This is a genomic window from Pseudomonas sp. HLG18 (assembly GCF_051903985.1).
Lineage (GTDB): Bacteria > Pseudomonadota > Gammaproteobacteria > Pseudomonadales > Pseudomonadaceae > Aquipseudomonas > Aquipseudomonas fluorescens_BT.
The window spans coordinates 2459120-2474147 of the sequence record NZ_CP195831.1 but is presented as its reverse complement, the minus strand read 5'-3'; the positions used below and the strand labels follow the sequence as shown (position 1 = coordinate 2474147).

At 58.3% G+C, this 15028-nt stretch carries 13 protein-coding genes; 10 read left to right on the top strand and 3 right to left on the bottom strand.

What is annotated here, in order from left to right; genetic code table 11:
• Window positions 1-22: 22 nt before the first annotated feature.
• Window positions 23-2407, top strand: coding sequence for an efflux RND transporter permease subunit (locus ACSPX5_RS11220; protein ID WP_207866586.1), 2385 nt, complete (start codon window positions 23-25; stop codon window positions 2405-2407).
• A gap of 282 nt (window positions 2408-2689) precedes the next feature.
• Here the strand turns inward: ACSPX5_RS11220 and ACSPX5_RS11215 are convergent, their stop codons facing one another.
• Window positions 2690-3409, bottom strand: a complete 720-nt coding sequence (locus ACSPX5_RS11215) for a FadR/GntR family transcriptional regulator (protein ID WP_169430692.1) — start codon at window positions 3407-3409, stop codon at window positions 2690-2692.
• Window positions 3410-3594: 185 nt separating this feature from the next.
• Window positions 3595-5331 carry an IlvD/Edd family dehydratase gene (locus ACSPX5_RS11210; protein ID WP_169430691.1) on the bottom strand — a complete coding sequence of 579 codons (1737 nt, stop codon included), beginning with the start codon at window positions 5329-5331 and terminating at the stop codon, window positions 3595-3597.
• A gap of 193 nt (window positions 5332-5524) precedes the next feature.
• Between ACSPX5_RS11210 and ACSPX5_RS11205 the strand changes: the two genes are divergently transcribed.
• From ACSPX5_RS11205 to ACSPX5_RS11185, 5 genes are all read left to right on the top strand, one after another.
• Window positions 5525-6847 carry an MFS transporter gene (locus ACSPX5_RS11205; protein WP_169430690.1) on the top strand — a complete coding sequence of 441 codons (1323 nt, stop codon included), beginning with the start codon at window positions 5525-5527 and terminating at the stop codon, window positions 6845-6847.
• 35 nt (window positions 6848-6882) lie between these two features.
• The gene (araD1, locus tag ACSPX5_RS11200; RefSeq protein WP_439821712.1) at window positions 6883-7875 is read left to right on the top strand and encodes an AraD1 family protein; all 993 of its coding nucleotides are present in this window, start codon (window positions 6883-6885) and stop codon (window positions 7873-7875) included.
• Window positions 7876-7884: 9 nt separating this feature from the next.
• A complete protein-coding gene (locus ACSPX5_RS11195) occupies window positions 7885-9465 on the top strand; it encodes an aldehyde dehydrogenase (NADP(+)) (protein WP_439821711.1) in 1581 nt (526 codons plus the stop codon).
• Window positions 9466-9635: 170 nt separating this feature from the next.
• Window positions 9636-9944 carry a DUF5629 family protein gene (locus ACSPX5_RS11190; protein ID WP_207866593.1) on the top strand — a complete coding sequence of 103 codons (309 nt, stop codon included), beginning with the start codon at window positions 9636-9638 and terminating at the stop codon, window positions 9942-9944.
• Window positions 9941-11116 carry a lactonase family protein gene (locus ACSPX5_RS11185; RefSeq protein ID WP_439821710.1) on the top strand — a complete coding sequence of 392 codons (1176 nt, stop codon included), beginning with the start codon at window positions 9941-9943 and terminating at the stop codon, window positions 11114-11116. Before ACSPX5_RS11190 ends, ACSPX5_RS11185 begins: the two co-directional genes overlap by 4 nt.
• A 97-nt stretch (window positions 11117-11213) precedes the next feature.
• Here the strand turns inward: ACSPX5_RS11185 and ACSPX5_RS11180 are convergent, their stop codons facing one another.
• A complete protein-coding gene (locus ACSPX5_RS11180; RefSeq protein ID WP_439821709.1) occupies window positions 11214-11882 on the bottom strand; it encodes a glutathione S-transferase family protein in 669 nt (222 codons plus the stop codon).
• Window positions 11883-12145: 263 nt separating this feature from the next.
• On the opposite strand from ACSPX5_RS11180, the gene ACSPX5_RS11175 reads away from it, so the two are divergent.
• The 4 genes from ACSPX5_RS11175 to ACSPX5_RS11160 are packed head-to-tail and all read left to right on the top strand — an operon-like array spanning window position 12146 to window position 15008.
• Window positions 12146-12415, top strand: coding sequence for an indolepyruvate ferredoxin oxidoreductase subunit alpha (locus tag ACSPX5_RS11175; protein ID WP_323160320.1), 270 nt, complete (start codon window positions 12146-12148; stop codon window positions 12413-12415).
• Window positions 12416-12446: 31 nt separating this feature from the next.
• Window positions 12447-13487 carry an iron-containing redox enzyme family protein gene (locus tag ACSPX5_RS11170; protein ID WP_439821708.1) on the top strand — a complete coding sequence of 347 codons (1041 nt, stop codon included), beginning with the start codon at window positions 12447-12449 and terminating at the stop codon, window positions 13485-13487.
• Window positions 13488-13498: 11 nt separating this feature from the next.
• Window positions 13499-14188, top strand: a complete 690-nt coding sequence (locus tag ACSPX5_RS11165; RefSeq protein ID WP_323160322.1) for a 2OG-Fe dioxygenase family protein — start codon at window positions 13499-13501, stop codon at window positions 14186-14188.
• On the top strand, window positions 14142-15008 hold the full coding sequence (locus ACSPX5_RS11160; protein ID WP_323160323.1) for a ThiF family adenylyltransferase: 867 nt from the start codon (window positions 14142-14144) through the stop codon (window positions 15006-15008). The genes ACSPX5_RS11165 and ACSPX5_RS11160 overlap by 47 nt, the downstream gene beginning before the upstream one ends.
• Window positions 15009-15028: the final 20 nt, after the last annotated feature.

Below are 15028 nucleotides of genomic sequence, written 5' to 3'. Positions count from 1 at the left end.
TCAATAATAAGAAGGCGGGGCTATGACTTCCTTGAGCACTCATCATCAGGACAAGGCGACGTTCCTCGAACGCCTGATCTTCAATAACCGCCCGGCAGTGATCGTGATCTGCCTGCTGGTCAGCATTTTCCTGTTCTGGCAGGCCACGCTGATCCGGCCGTCTACCAGCTTCGAAAAAATGATCCCGCTCAAGCATCCGTTCATCGAGAAGATGATGGAGCATCGCAACGATCTGACGAACCTGGGCAACACCGTGCGCATTTCGGTGGAGGCCAGGGACGGTGACATCTTCTCCAGGGAGTACATGGAGACCCTGCGCCAGATCAACGACGAGGTGTTCTACATCTCCGGCGTCGACCGTTCCGGCCTGAAGTCGCTGTGGAGCCCGAGCGTGCGCTGGACCGAAGTGACCGAGGAAGGCTTTGCCGGCGGTGAAGTGATCCCGCAGAGCTACGACGGCTCCCAGGACAGCCTCGACATGCTGCGCAACAACGTGCTCAAGTCGGGTCAGGTCGGGCGTCTGGTGGCCAACGACTTCAAATCGAGCATCGTCGACATCCCGCTGCTGGAGTCCTACCCGGACCCGCAGGACCAGGGCAAGCTGCTGGCGCTGGACTACCGCCAGTTTTCCCATGAACTGGAAGACAAGATCCGCAACAAGTTCGAAGCGCAGAACCCCAACGTCAAGATCCACATCGTTGGTTTCGCCAAGAAGGTCGGTGACCTGATCGACGGCCTGGTGATGGTGGTGATGTTCTTCGGCATCGCCTTCGTCATCACCCTGATCCTGCTGTTGTGGTTCACCAACTGCCTGCGCAGCACCGTGGCGGTGTTGAGCACCACGCTGGTGGCGGTGGTCTGGCAACTGGGGTTGATGCACTTCTTCGGGTTCGGCCTCGATCCGTATTCGATGCTGGTGCCGTTCCTGATCTTCGCCATCGGCATTTCCCATGGCGTGCAGAAGATCAACGGTATCGCCCTGCAATCGAGCGAGGCAGACAACGCTCTGACCGCGGCGCGGCGCACGTTCCGGCAACTGTTCCTGCCGGGGATGATCGCGATTCTCGCCGATGCCGTGGGCTTCATCACGCTGCTGATCATCGACATTGGCGTAATCCGTGAACTGGCCATCGGCGCGTCCATCGGCGTGGCGGTGATCGTGTTCACCAACCTGATCCTGCTGCCGGTGGCGATTTCCTATGTCGGCATCAGCAAGCGCGCCATCGCCAAGAGCAAAAAGGATGCAAACCGCGAGCACCCGTTCTGGCGCCTGCTGTCGAATTTCGCCAGCCCGAAAGTCGCACCGGTGTCCATCGCGCTGGCCCTGATCGCCTTCGGCGGCGGCCTCTGGTACAGCCAGAACCTGAAGATCGGCGACCTCGACCAGGGCGCGCCGGAACTGCGTCCGGACTCGCGCTACAACAAGGACAACAACTTCATCATCAACAACTACTCGACCAGTTCCGATGTATTGGTGGTGATGGTCAAGACCAAGTCCGAAGGCTGCTCGCGCTACGAAGCCATGGCGCCGATCGACGAGCTGATGTGGAAGATGCAGAACACCGAGGGCGTGCAATCGGCGATCTCGCTGGTGACAGTGTCCAAGCAGATGATCAAGGGCATGAACGAGGGCAACCTCAAATGGGAAACCCTGTCGCGCAACCCGGACGTGTTGAACAACTCCATCGCCCGGGCCGATGGCCTGTACAACAACAGCTGCTCGCTGGCGCCGGTGCTGGTGTTCCTCAACGATCACAAGGCTGAAACCCTGGATCGTGCGGTGAAAGCCGTGCAGGAGTTTGCCAAGGACAACAACAAGGACGGTCTGGAGTTCATCCTCGCGGCCGGTAACGCCGGGATCGAAGCGGCCACCAACGAAGTCATCAAACAGGCTGAGCTGACCATCCTGATTCTGGTGTACATCTGCGTGGCGGTGATGTGCATGATCACCTTCCGTTCCTGGGCGGCGACCCTGTGCATCGTGCTGCCGCTGGTACTGACGTCGGTGCTGGGCAACGCGCTGATGGCGTTCATGGGCATCGGCGTCAAGGTGGCGACCCTGCCGGTGGTGGCGCTGGGCGTGGGGATCGGCGTGGACTACGGCATCTACATCTACAGCCGTCTGGAAAGTTTCCTGCGTGCCGGTCTGCCGTTGCAGGAAGCCTATTACCAGACCCTGAAGTCCACCGGTAAAGCGGTGCTGTTCACCGGTCTGTGCCTGGCCATCGGCGTGTGCACCTGGATCTTCTCGGCGATCAAGTTCCAGGCCGACATGGGCCTGATGCTGACCTTCATGCTGCTGTGGAACATGTTCGGTGCGCTGTGGCTGCTGCCGGCACTGGCCAAGTTCCTGATCAAGCCGGAGAAACTGGCGGGGCAGAAGGGCAATTCCTTGTTTGCTCACTGATCCATTTGGCTGAAACGAAAAAGCCGCAACCTTGAAGGGTTGCGGCTTTTTTTATGGGGCAAGATCGAAAGCTTGCCCTCACCCTAGCCCTCCCGAAACGTCGGACCGCCCGTAGGGAGAGGGAACCGAATGGGGGATATTGGATAGATACACCGACGTGAAAGATTAGCTTTGAATCCATAATCGACTCGGTTTTTCAGGTCGATGTATTACGCAAGACATCGCGGTCAGTTCCCTCTCCCTCCGGGAGAGGGCTAGGGTGAGGGCCAGCGGTCTCAAGGCTTAGGAAAGTTCAGTGCCTAGCACGACGCTAAGCGCACTGCGCGCATCATCCAGCTGCACCAGCGTCGCATGCCGAGCCCCCAACGCATCCCGATTCTCGATCGCCGTCAGAATCGCCTTGTGCCGAGGCAACGCCAGTTCATGCAGATTCGGCCGCTGATTCGAATGTTTCAGCGCCTCGGCAATCGCCACCGACAGCATGTTGCACAGGTTGGCCAGCAAATCGTTATGGGTCGCGTCGGCAATCCGGCTGTGGAAGTCCAGATCCGGTTGCAGCAGGGCCTCCGGCGTCGGTGCGGCTTCCATGCGTTGGTAGGCTTCGCCGATGGCTGCAATGTCGGCATCCGTGGCGTGTTGGGCGGCGAGGGCGGCGGCGGCCGGTTCGATGATGCTGCGCACGCTGGTCAGCACATTGAAGAATTCATTCTGCGGGCTGCTTTGCATCAACCAGTGCAGCACGTCTGGATCAAGCATGTGCCATTCGCGGCGGGGTTTGACCACGGTGCCGACCCGGGGCTTGGAGTACACCAGCCCCTTGGCCACCAACACCCGTGTGGCTTCGCGCAACACCGGCCGACTGACCGCGTACTCCTCGCAGAGCAAGGCTTCGGCGGGCAGTTTGTCACAGGGCAAAAAGCGTCCGGAAACAATCTGCATGCCCAGTTCCTGAACGATGCGCGAGTGCATGCTTTTGCGGTCTGAAGGTTTGCGGTAATCCATGGGGCGCGGCGCGATCCTGAGCGATGGAGATGCCGCGCATCATAGCAGGCACCACACAATCTTGAGGCAGATACAGAGCAAATGTGGGAGCGGGCTTGCTCGCGAAAGCAGCGTGTCAGACAAACACAGGTTGCTGACACTCCACTTTCGCGAGCAAGCCCGCTCCCACAGGAGGCATGGTGGTGTCAGTGCGAGTGGCGAGGGACCTCAGCACCTCGACAGCCGACAAGGAAATCAAAGTCGCAACCTTGATCCGCCTGCAGCACATGGTCGACATACAACTGACGATACCCACCCACCAACAACTGCTGCGGCGGTTGCAGATCCGCCATGCGTGCCGCCAGTTCGGCGTCCGGAATATCCAGGTGCAGACGCCCGCTGGCGCAGTCCAGTTCGATCCAGTCGCCTTCCTTGACCACCGCCAAAGGCCCGCCGGCCGCCGCTTCCGGGGCGACGTGCAACACAACGGTGCCGTACGCCGTGCCGCTCATGCGCGCATCGGAAATGCGCACCATGTCGGTCACGCCCTGGGCCAGCAGTTTGGCCGGCAAACCCATGTTGCCGACTTCGGCCATGCCCGGATAACCCTTCGGCCCGCAGTTCTTCATCACCAGAATCGAGTTGGCATCGACGTCCAGTTCCGGGTCGTTGATGCGCGCCTTGTACAGGTCGAAGTTCTCGAACACCACGGCTCGTCCACGGTGCTGCATCAGTTCCGGCGTGGCGGCTGAGGGTTTGAGCACCGCGCCCAGCGGCGCCAGGTTGCCGCGCAATACACAGATGCCACCGTCAGCGCGGATCGGGTTGTCGAGGGTGCGGATCACTTCGTCTTCACCGTAGATCGGTGCATCCTTGGTGTTCTCGCCGATGGATTTGCCATTGACGGTCAATGCGTTCGGATTGGGGATCAGATTGGCTTCGCCGAGTCGACGCAGCACCGCAGGCAAGCCGCCCGCGTAATAGAACTCTTCCATCAGGAAACGTCCGGACGGTTGCAGGTCGACGATGGTCGGCATGCCGCGACCGATGCGGGTCCAGTCGTCCAGATCCAGTTCGACACCGATGCGCCCGGCGATGGCTTTGAGATGGATCACCGCGTTGGTCGAACCGCCAATCGCCGCGTTGACCCGGATCGCATTCTCGAAGGCTTCCTTGGTCAGGATCTTCGACAGTTTAAGGTCTTCACGCACCATCTCGACCGCACGCATGCCGGACATATGCGCCAGCACATATCGCCGAGCATCCACTGCCGGAATCGCCGCGTTGTGGGGCAGGGATGTGCCCAGCGCTTCGGCCATGCAGGCCATGGTCGACGCGGTGCCCATGGTGTTGCAGGTGCCGGCCGAGCGGGACATGCCGCCCTCGGCCGCCAGGAAGTCGTCGATGGTGATAGTGCCGGCCTTGACCTGCTCGCTGAGCTGCCAGACCACGGTACCGGAGCCGATGTCCTTGCCCTTGTGCTTGCCGTTGAGCATCGGCCCGCCGGTGACGACGATGGCCGGCACATCGCAACTGGCCGCGCCCATCAGCAGGGCCGGGGTGGTCTTGTCGCAACCGGTCAGCAGCACCACGCCATCAATCGGGTTGCCGCGAATCGCTTCCTCGACGTCCATGCTCGCCAGATTGCGGGTGAGCATGGCGGTCGGGCGCAGGTTCGATTCGCCGTTGGAGAACACCGGGAATTCCACCGGAAAACCACCAGCCTCGATCACACCGCGTTTGACGTGCTCCGCGATCTGGCGGAAATGCGCGTTGCACGGCGTCAGTTCCGACCAGGTGTTGCAGATGCCGATGATCGGCTTGCCATGGAACTGATGGTCGGCGATGCCCTGATTCTTCATCCAGCTGCGGTACATGAAGCCGTTCTTGTCGGCCGTGCCAAACCATTGGGCGGAGCGCAGGGTGGGTTTCTTATCAGACATGATCGATTCTCTTATTGTAAGACTATTGTTTGCGAGCCTCGGCTAAACATAAGCGCAAAATCGACGTTTTGGAAGTGTTGTTGGGTAATTAGTATTACTATATAGTTCTTTTCGACGGAGGGATGGCCCTGGCGATTTTCCGCGAGAGGCGTCCCCCGAGGTTCCATAAAAACAACAATCGGAGACCGATCCCATGAGCCAGGAACTGCGGCTTGTCCGGCGCATCACGCTGAAACTGATTCCCTTTCTGATCCTGCTGTACCTGATCGCCTATGTGGATCGCTCCGCCGTCGGCTTCGCCAAGCTGCACATGGGCGCCGACATTGGCATCGGCGATGCCGCCTACGGCCTCGGTGCCGGGCTGTTTTTCATTGGCTATTTTCTGCTGGAGATCCCCAGCAACCTGATGCTCGAACGCTTCGGTGCGCGGCGCTGGTTCGCGCGGATCATGATCACCTGGGGCGCGATCACTATCGGCATGGCCTTCGTCCAGGGCCCACACAGTTTTTACGTGATGCGCTTTCTGCTCGGCGCGGCGGAGGCGGGATTCTTTCCCGGCGTTCTGTACTACATCACCCAATGGTTTCCGGTGCGCCATCGCGGCAAGATCCTCGGGCTGTTCATTCTTTCCCAACCCATCGCAATGATGATCACCGGCCCCGTGTCCGGTGGCCTGCTGGGCATGGACGGCATTCTTGGTCTGCACGGCTGGCAGTGGCTGTTCATCGTCATCGGTACTCCTGCGATTCTGCTGACCTGGCCGGTATTGCGCTGGCTGCCGGACGGCCCGCAGCAAGTGACATGGATGGATCAGGCCGAGAAAGACTGGCTGACCGGCGAACTGAAAAAGGATCTGCAGGAATACGGCCAGACCCGCCACGGCAATCCGTTGCATGCGCTGAAAGACAAACGGGTGTTGCTGCTGGCGCTGTTCTATCTGCCGGTGACTTTGAGCATCTATGGACTTGGCCTGTGGCTGCCGACCCTGATCAAACAGTTCGGCGGCAGCGATCTGGTGACCGGTTTCGTGTCATCGGTGCCCTACATCTTCGGGATCATCGGGTTGCTGATCGTGCCGCGCAGTTCCGACCGCATGAATGATCGCTACGGTCATCTGGCGGTGCTCTATGTGCTGGGCGCCATCGGCCTGTTTCTCAGTGCCTGGCTGTCGTTGCCGGTGGCGCAACTGGCGGCATTGTGTCTGGTGGCGTTTGCGCTGTTTTCCTGCACGGCGGTGTTCTGGACCTTGCCGGGACGTTTCTTTGCCGGCGCCAGCGCGGCGGCGGGCATTGCCTTGATCAACTCGGTGGGCAACCTCGGCGGCTACATCGGGCCGTTCGTGATCGGCGCCTTGAAGGAATACACCGGCAACCTCGCTTCGGGCCTGTACTTCCTGTCCGGTGTGATGGTGTTCGGGCTGGTTCTGACGGGCGTCGTCTATCGCTTGCTCGAGCGCAAGCATGTGCTGCCAGTCGAGCAATTTGCAGCGAGCGCACGCGGTGCGACACGCACCTGATTTCGATCCGGGATATGTTTCAACAGGAGAACATCATGCATCTGGTTCAATTCGAATTAAGTAGCGGCGAGCGCCGTGTCGGGGTGGTCGAGGGCGGTCTGGTGCGTGAAGTGCAGGATGCTCACACCGTACGTGATCTGGCACTGGCGGCAATCGAGGCCGGCAGTACGTTGGCGCAACAAGTGCAATCCCTCGGCCTCGGTATCGGTCACGATTACGCGCAGTTGCTCAAAGACCTGCGCATCCTGCCGCCGCTGGACCATCCGGACCCGGCGCACCTGCTGGTCAGCGGCACCGGCCTCACGCACCTGGGCAGCGCATCGGCCCGGGACAAGATGCACCAGCAGGCCGGCGACGAAGCGGCGATGACCGACACCATGCGCATCTTCAAGTGGGGCGTGGAGGGTGGAAAACCGGCGGCGGGACAGGCCGGGGTGCAACCGGAATGGTTCTACAAGGGCGATGGCAGCATTGTCGTGCGTCCCGGTCAGCCGTTCCCGCTGCCGCCGTTTGCCGAAGACGCCGGCGAGGAGCCGGAGATGGCCGGCCTCTACATCATCGGCCACGACGGCAAACCGTATCGCCTCGGTTTCGCGGTGGGCAACGAGTTCTCCGATCACGTCATGGAACGCAAGAATTACCTGTACCTGGCCCACTCCAAACTGCGCAGTTGCAGCTACGGCCCGGAACTGCGCGTAGGCGAGTTGCCGCAACACCTGGCCGGCACCAGCCGCATCCTGCGCGACGGTGAAGTGCTGTGGCAGAACGAATTTCTAAGCGGCGAGGCCAACATGTGCCACAGCCTGGCGAACCTCGAATACCACCACTTCAAGTACAGCCAGTTCCTGCGTCCCGGTGACGTACACATTCACTTCTTCGGCACCGCGACCCTGTCGTTCGCCGATGGCATTCGCACTCGACCCGGCGACGTGTTCGAGATCAGCCAGGCCGAATTTGGCGCGCCGCTGGTCAACGGCATCGCCCCGGTCGCAGCGGCATTCGAACCGGACAGCATCGGCACCCTTTAAGGAGATCCCATGACTCAGATTCTCGGTCACAACTACATCGGCGGGCGTCGCAGCGCCGCCGGTAGCGTCAAACTGCACAGCATCGACGCCACGACGGGCGAGGCATTGCCCCACGATTTCATTCAGGCGACGCAGGAGGAGGTGGACGCCGCCGCCAAAGCTGCCGCCTCTGCCTACCCGGTGTATCGCAGTTTGAGCGCCGAACGACGCGCACAATTTCTTGATGCCATCGCCGATGAGCTGGATGCGCTCGGTGATGATTTCGTCGCGGTGGTCTGCCGTGAAACCGCGCTGCCTGCCGGACGGATTCAGGGGGAGCGCGGTCGCACCAGCGGCCAGATGCGGCTGTTCGCCAAAGTCCTGCGGCGCGGCGATTTCTACGGTGCGCGCATCGATTTGCCGCTGCCGGATCGTCAGCCGTTGCCGCGTCCTGATCTGCGCCAATACCGCATTGGTCTCGGCCCGGTGGCGGTGTTCGGCGCGAGCAACTTTCCATTGGCATTTTCCACCGCCGGTGGCGACACAGCCTCGGCGCTGGCTGCCGGTTGCCCGGTGGTGTTCAAAGCTCACAGCGGCCATATGGCCACCGCTGAGCTTGTCGCCGATGCGCTGATTCGCGCGGCGGAGAAAACCGCGATGCCAGCCGGTGTGTTCAACATGATCTATGGCGGTGGCGTCGGCGAGTGGCTAGTCAAACATCCGGCCATTCAGGCGGTGGGTTTCACCGGGTCGCTACGGGGCGGACGGGCGCTGTGTGACATGGCCGCCGCGCGTGCGCAGCCGATTCCTGTGTTCGCCGAGATGTCGAGCATCAATCCAGTGATCGTGTTGCCCCAGGCCCTGGCCGTGCGTTCGGAAACCGTCGCCCGTGATCTGACCGCCTCGGTGGTGCAGGGCTGCGGTCAGTTCTGTACCAATCCGGGCCTGGTGATCGGTATTCGCTCGCCACAGTTCACGGCGTTTGTTGAGCAAGTCGCCGCGCTGATCGGCGATCAACCGGCACAAACCATGCTCAATGCCGGGACTCTCGGCAGCTACGGCAAGGGCCTGGAAAAGTTGTTGGCACACCCAGGCATCAAGCATCTGGCCGGCAATCCACAGCAGGGCAATCAGGCGCAGCCGCAGTTGTTCAAGGCCGATGTCAGCCTGTTGATCGATGGCGATGAAGTGCTTCAGGAAGAAGTGTTCGGCCCGACCACGGTGATCGTCGAAGTGGCCGATCAGGCGCAGTTGAGCGCTGCGCTGCATGGCCTGCACGGGCAGCTCACGGCGACGATCATCGGCGAGCCGGCAGACTTCGCGCTGTTCCCGGAACTGACGCCGTTGCTGGAACAGAAGGTCGGGCGGATTCTGCTCAATGGCTACCCGACCGGGGTTGAAGTGTGCGATTCGATGGTTCACGGCGGGCCGTATCCGGCGACGTCCGATGCTCGCGGCACATCGGTCGGAACCCTGGCCATCGATCGTTTCCTGCGCCCCGTGTGCTTCCAGAACTACCCCGACAGTCTGCTGCCGGAACCGCTGAAAAACGGTAATCCGCTGCGCATTCAGCGGCTGGTGGACGGCAAGCCATCGCGCGAAGCCCTCTAACCGCCGAACCCAGTCAATGTGGGAGCGAGCCTGCTCGCGATAGCGGTGTATCAGTCGACATTCATGTCGCCTGACATTCTGCAATCGCGAGCAGGCTCGCTCCCACAGGGAGAGCTCAGCGGCCACATTGAGCTATCATTGCCCCTTTCCCCCTGAAAGACATGATTGCCATGACTGCCGTAACCGACACCCTTCTCAACGCCCTCGAACACTGCGGTATGGTCGAAATCGACGGCTTGCACGCCTTCGAATTCGCCCTCGACGAAGAAGACAACCTGCACATCGAATGCATCGATGGCCGGGAAGCCAAGCATTGGGAGTTCACCCCGGCTCAGGTGGCAGCGGCGACGTTTGATCAGGACCTGCAGAGCTGGTTGATCATCGGTTTTGCCAGCGATACCAAAACCGTTGGCGAACACCGTCTGGTCTGCCTCGGCGATGTACTCAGCAGCGCCGACGACGAGGATGAAACCGAATGAACATGCGTAAATTCTGGCCATTGCTGATGGCCGGCAGCGTTGGCGCGATGGGCCTTTCCAGCGCCTCGGCCGAGAGCTTCCAGTTGCTGGTCGGCTCCTACACTGCCGGCACCAGCCAAGGCATCTACCGGATGAACTTCGACAGCGCCACCGGCCAGATCGACGCCAAACCGCTGCAAGTGATCAAGAGCGAAAGCCCGTCGTGGCTGACCTTGTCCAAGGATCAGCACCGGGTGTTCGTGGTCAACGAAAACGGCCCTGGCCAGAAAGATCCGGTCGGTCGTGTGAGCAGCTATTCCATCGATCCGAAGACCCACGCCCTGACCCTGATCAATCAGGTCCAGAGCCTGGGCAACGAGCCGACCCATTCCAGCCTCAGCGGCGACGCCAGCCATTTGTTCGTCAGCAACTACTCGGTGGTTGAAGATCCGGGCGGCACCCTCGCGGTGTTGCCGGTCGGCAGCGACGGCAAACTCAAACCGGTGGTGCAAATGAGCGCGCACCCGGCGAGTCGGGTCAACCCTGAGCGTCAGGCCTCGAACCACGTGCACTCGACGATTTCCTCGCCGGACGGTCGTTATGTGTTCTCCGCCGACTTGGGCGCGGACAAGCTCTTCATCTACCAGTTCGACCCGAAAGCCAATGCGGACCTGCCGCTGACTCCGGCGAAAACCGCCTCGGTGCAATTGCCAGCAGGCAGCGGGCCGCGTCATTTGCTGTTCAGCGCTGATGGCAAGCATGCCTGGCTGACCATGGAAATGAGCGCCCAGGTTGCCGTGTTCGATTACAAGGACGGCGTGCTGACCCAGACACAAATGGTTGATCTGGCCGCGGGTCAGCCGACCTCGGACAAGGCCGCTGCTGCGTTGCATGCGTCTGCCGATGGCAAGTTTCTCTACGTCAGCAACCGTGGCACCGCCAATCAGTTGCTGGTGTTCGCCATCGACCCGGCCAGCGGCCAGCTCAAGGAATTGCAGCGACGCTCGGTGGAAGGTGATCACCCGCGTGAGTTCAGCCTCGATCCAAGCGGCAAATTCCTGCTGATTGCCAACCAGAAGAGCAACCAGATTGTCGTGGTCGAGCGCGACGGCAAGACCGGTCTGCTGGGCAAAACCGTGCAAAAACTGCCGATGGATGCGCCGAGTGACCTGAAGTTTCTGCTGCGCAAGTAATCTCTCGCGCCCGGGTCGCAGATAAATCAAAACGGGCATCAACTTTCAGGTTGATGCCCGTTTTTTATTGCAGATGGAGTGCCGCAGAACTGCCGTCCTAATTGAACAATTTCAGATCAATACCCTCTGTCGCCAAGGCACGGCGCACCGCAGGTCGCTCGATCACCGAGTGCACGAGGCGATGCCAGGCGGGAAACGAATTGTTCATATCCAGATCGATCCACTTTCCCCAAATCCAGAAAACCAACAGCACCGGGTGGACGACGTTGTAACCGCTGAATATGGATTGGCCCCGCGCTCCGCCGATGTGCTGCTCGATAAACCTGTAGTTGTCCATGACATTGCGCCGGCCTTTTTCAACAATGGCCGGGAACAGATTTTCATCGTCAACAAACCGCTGTGGTCGCCAGACCTGACCATAAGAAAGGCTGTGCACTGTCCCGGATAACCAGTTCAGCCACTCAAGGCACCGAGCCAATTCCCCGGGGAAGGCAGGAATGAAGTGCCCGGTTTTTGCTTGATGCGCCAGATAGACAAGGATGGCGGGTAACTCGGTCAATACCCCGGCTTCGTCACCAATCGGGCTGTCCAGACAAAGCAGGGCAGGGACTCGACCCTTCGGATTAATGCTCAGGTACTCGGGCGTTTGAGTACCAATTCCCTTCAAGGCAGAACGCAATTCAAGTTTGAACGGCTGTGCCAGTTCTTCAAGAAGGATATGGGCGGCCAATGAACAGGCGCCCGGCGAGTAATAAAGAAGGTACATGCAGGCCTCGGTTAACGTCGTTGTTTTGAGTGGAAATCCCTATCGCGACCGAGTCTAGCACCGTTCCACGGGGGCGGGTAAGGCACGGCGGTAGTTGCAGGATGCGGTGACTGCACGAACAAGGATTTTATGCACCTGTAGTTTTCTACAGTGTACTTAAAATTTAAATAACGACTAAATGGCTGCGCTTTCCGAATGTCGTGCTGATAGCCAGATATTCGCAGTAAGCGTGATTCGAAGATGAACGACGAAGGAACGTCCAGATGCCATACGTAGTTGGGAAAGAGTGTCTCTCGTGCAAATCTACAGTCTGTGTAGATGTCTGTCCTGTCGACGCATTTCGCGATGCCGACTACCAACTGGTTATTTGTCCGGATACCTGCATCGAATGCGGTGTATGTGAGCCTGAGTGTCCTGTCGACGCAATAATCAATCCCGAAGAATATACGGGTGAAAGCCGCGATGTGATAACCCTGAACTCAGAGTTATCAAAAACATCGCCGGTGATTTTTAAGTCAGTCACAGCACAGTAATTACGGAAAACAACTTATAAGGATGTTCACAATGAAAGTGGAAGGGTTGAACCTGCTTGAATGGTTTGTTGCGATGGAACGCAACCCTGATGAATGGAACTTCGTTAATGAAGATTTCGATATTCGCAGGAACGTTAATCAGTCGGCTCGATTGCTGGCGCACGAAGCCTATGTCAATAACAACCAGGCAGCGCTCGCCAAGTTGCATGAGTGCCTCGCTATCATTTATCGCAATGAATTCGAGTGCACCCGGGTTGAACAAGTCAATGCGGACCGTCGTCCGATTGTCAGCGATATTCAGTCGGTGCTGGAAGGCGCAATGCTCCAGTATGAAATGCAGGGGCTGCCAGAAGCAGACATCAGTGGTTTTCCGGTAAATGGTAAGGAGTATGTCAAATGGCTGAAAAAACTGGTGTCAAAAAGTCCCTCGAGTGTGCATCCGTTTTACACACGTTTTCTCAGTGAGGAAGCAACTGCTGCCGACGTCAAGTATTACTTGATTCAAGAGACCAATCTTGATCCAAAGTTTGACGATATTCTCGCGTTTATGCAGATTGGTTTACCGGTTGGACAAAAGCTGGAACTGGCAAAAAACTACTTCGATGAAATGGGCAATGGCGTTGAGGCCGATGTTCATTCGAAGATGTTTGCACAGACATTGAAAGCCGCAGGTGTCGAAGATTCCGATATGTCCAGCGCGATGCTTTTGCAATCAATTGTGTCCGGCAACGTCAGTTCTTGTTTTGCATTGTCTCGTCGGCATTACTTCAAGGCCGTCGGCTATTTCGGAGTGACCGAATATCTGGCACCACGCCGTTTCAAGCATGTGATCAAAGCGTGGGAGCGGAACAACATGCCTGCGCACGGAATTGAATATCACAAGCTCCATGTCTACATCGATACGGAACATGCCAATGGCTGGTTCAACAATGTGGTTGTGCCGTTGGTGGAGCAAGACCCGCGTATTGGTCGTGAAATCGCCCTCGGCGCTCTCATTCGCATCAATTCTTCCGCGCGCTATCTGGACGAACTGAGTGATCGTCTCGGCAGCAACGCAACGACAACGGCTTGAGGAGTGAGTCGATGCCTATCAATCAGGACGGTTTCAGTATTGTCGATCTTGGGGAAATCCCGGCGGATGTAATCGACAGTTTTTCTCGCTTGGCACTCGATCAGTACATGGGTGGCGGTAACCGCTACCGACGCTTTTCCCAGTACAAGATGATCGCCAGCGACAAAGGCTGGGACTTTGAATTACTGGCCCATCGTCCGTACATGACGTTTTCCAAATACAACCCTGTAGCGGGTGGCATCCAGCGGTTCTATGAACCTATCGAGGTCGACTTCACGCCGTTCATCGAGCGTGGGGCGAAGGATATTGCCCTGGATGAAACACAGGAATGGCAAATCAACGTTCATCAATATCGGGTGATCGTTAACGCGCAATTGAAGGGCGTGACCGTCCCCGAGGGACGCCATCGCGACGGTCATTCGTTCGTGATGATCGGTGTGGTCACCCGTAAAGATATCAGCGGCGCCGAAATGAGCCTGTATCGCAACGCCAGGGATACCGAGCCTTTTTATACCGGCACGCTCCTCGAAGGCCAGGCGGTCTTGCTCGATGACCAGAATATGTTCCATGACGTGACTGAGATTATTCCAGTCAATGAAGAGGGGTATCGCGACATCTTTGTCGTTGCGTTTTCCCCGTGGACTGATCGCTGGCATGGCGATGAGTTTGAAAAGAAAGTCATTGAATCCGTACAAGCATGATTTGCTGGAGATAGCGATGCAACAGCCACACGATTTTTCCCGGGATGTTTTGTTTAGTCGCATGATCGGTCTGGTTTCCGAAGAGGAACTCAATGTTCTTGCCGGAAAACGAGTAGCGGTGCCAGGGTGCGGGGGCACCGGTTATACCTATGCTGAGTGTCTGGTACGTATGGGGGTGGGCGGGGTAAATATTGCCGACGCGGATACTTTCGGCCCGGAAAACATGAACAGACAATTCGGCTGTTCGACGCACACCATTGGCAGAAAGAAATCAGAAGTATTGTCGGAACGACTGCTGTCGATTAACCCGCAAGTTTCCGTGCAAGCCATCGATTATCTGGATGAGTACAACGTCAGTGATTACCTCAGTGGTGTCGACGTTGTCTGCGATACGCTGGACTTTTTCGTCATCAAGCCACGGCAACTGCTTTATAAAGAGGCTCGCCGTCGCAATATCCCGGTGGTCCTTTGCTGCCCGGTCGCCTATGGGGTGACGGTGCATGTTTTTCTGCCGAATGGACCGACTTTCGAAGAGTTCTTTGATATCTCGGATAAGGACAGCGAACTCGAAAGCCTGCAGAAGTTTGGTGGGAAACTGGCGCCTTCGAAACTGTACAAACAGTACATCGATTCACCCAAACTGGACTTCGAGCAGCAGAAAGTTTCATCGCTGAGTGCGACTTGCCTGATGGCGACTTCTTTTGGCTCGATGCTTGCCCATACGTTGCTTCTGGGGCAAACCTCAAATGTTAAAGCGGTTCCGCATAGCTACGAGTTCGATCTCAGAGCATTGATGTTTACCGAAAACAAGAAAAACTGATTCCAGGACGGAAAGGGGAA

What these genes read in the sequence shown, in the direction of transcription:
- ACSPX5_RS11205 (WP_169430690.1), top strand. Translation starts at nt 5,525, where the DNA reads ATGAGCCAGGAACTGCGGCTTGTCCGGCGCATCACGCTGAAACTGATT.
- ACSPX5_RS11170 (WP_439821708.1), top strand. Translation starts at nt 12,447, where the DNA reads ATGAAAGTGGAAGGGTTGAACCTGCTTGAATGGTTTGTTGCGATGGAA.
- ACSPX5_RS11180 (WP_439821709.1), bottom strand. Translation starts at nt 11,882, where the DNA reads ATGTACCTTCTTTATTACTCGCCGGGCGCCTGTTCATTGGCCGCCCAT.
- ACSPX5_RS11210 (WP_169430691.1), bottom strand. Translation starts at nt 5,331, where the DNA reads ATGTCTGATAAGAAACCCACCCTGCGCTCCGCCCAATGGTTTGGCACG.
- ACSPX5_RS11215 (WP_169430692.1), bottom strand. Translation starts at nt 3,409, where the DNA reads ATGGATTACCGCAAACCTTCAGACCGCAAAAGCATGCACTCGCGCATC.
- ACSPX5_RS11165 (WP_323160322.1), top strand. Translation starts at nt 13,499, where the DNA reads ATGCCTATCAATCAGGACGGTTTCAGTATTGTCGATCTTGGGGAAATC.
- ACSPX5_RS11220 (WP_207866586.1), top strand. Translation starts at nt 23, where the DNA reads ATGACTTCCTTGAGCACTCATCATCAGGACAAGGCGACGTTCCTCGAA.
- ACSPX5_RS11160 (WP_323160323.1), top strand. Translation starts at nt 14,142, where the DNA reads ATGGCGATGAGTTTGAAAAGAAAGTCATTGAATCCGTACAAGCATGAT.
- ACSPX5_RS11195 (WP_439821711.1), top strand. Translation starts at nt 7,885, where the DNA reads ATGACTCAGATTCTCGGTCACAACTACATCGGCGGGCGTCGCAGCGCC.
- ACSPX5_RS11175 (WP_323160320.1), top strand. Translation starts at nt 12,146, where the DNA reads ATGCCATACGTAGTTGGGAAAGAGTGTCTCTCGTGCAAATCTACAGTC.
- ACSPX5_RS11190 (WP_207866593.1), top strand. Translation starts at nt 9,636, where the DNA reads ATGACTGCCGTAACCGACACCCTTCTCAACGCCCTCGAACACTGCGGT.
- ACSPX5_RS11185 (WP_439821710.1), top strand. Translation starts at nt 9,941, where the DNA reads ATGAACATGCGTAAATTCTGGCCATTGCTGATGGCCGGCAGCGTTGGC.
- araD1 (WP_439821712.1), top strand. Translation starts at nt 6,883, where the DNA reads ATGCATCTGGTTCAATTCGAATTAAGTAGCGGCGAGCGCCGTGTCGGG.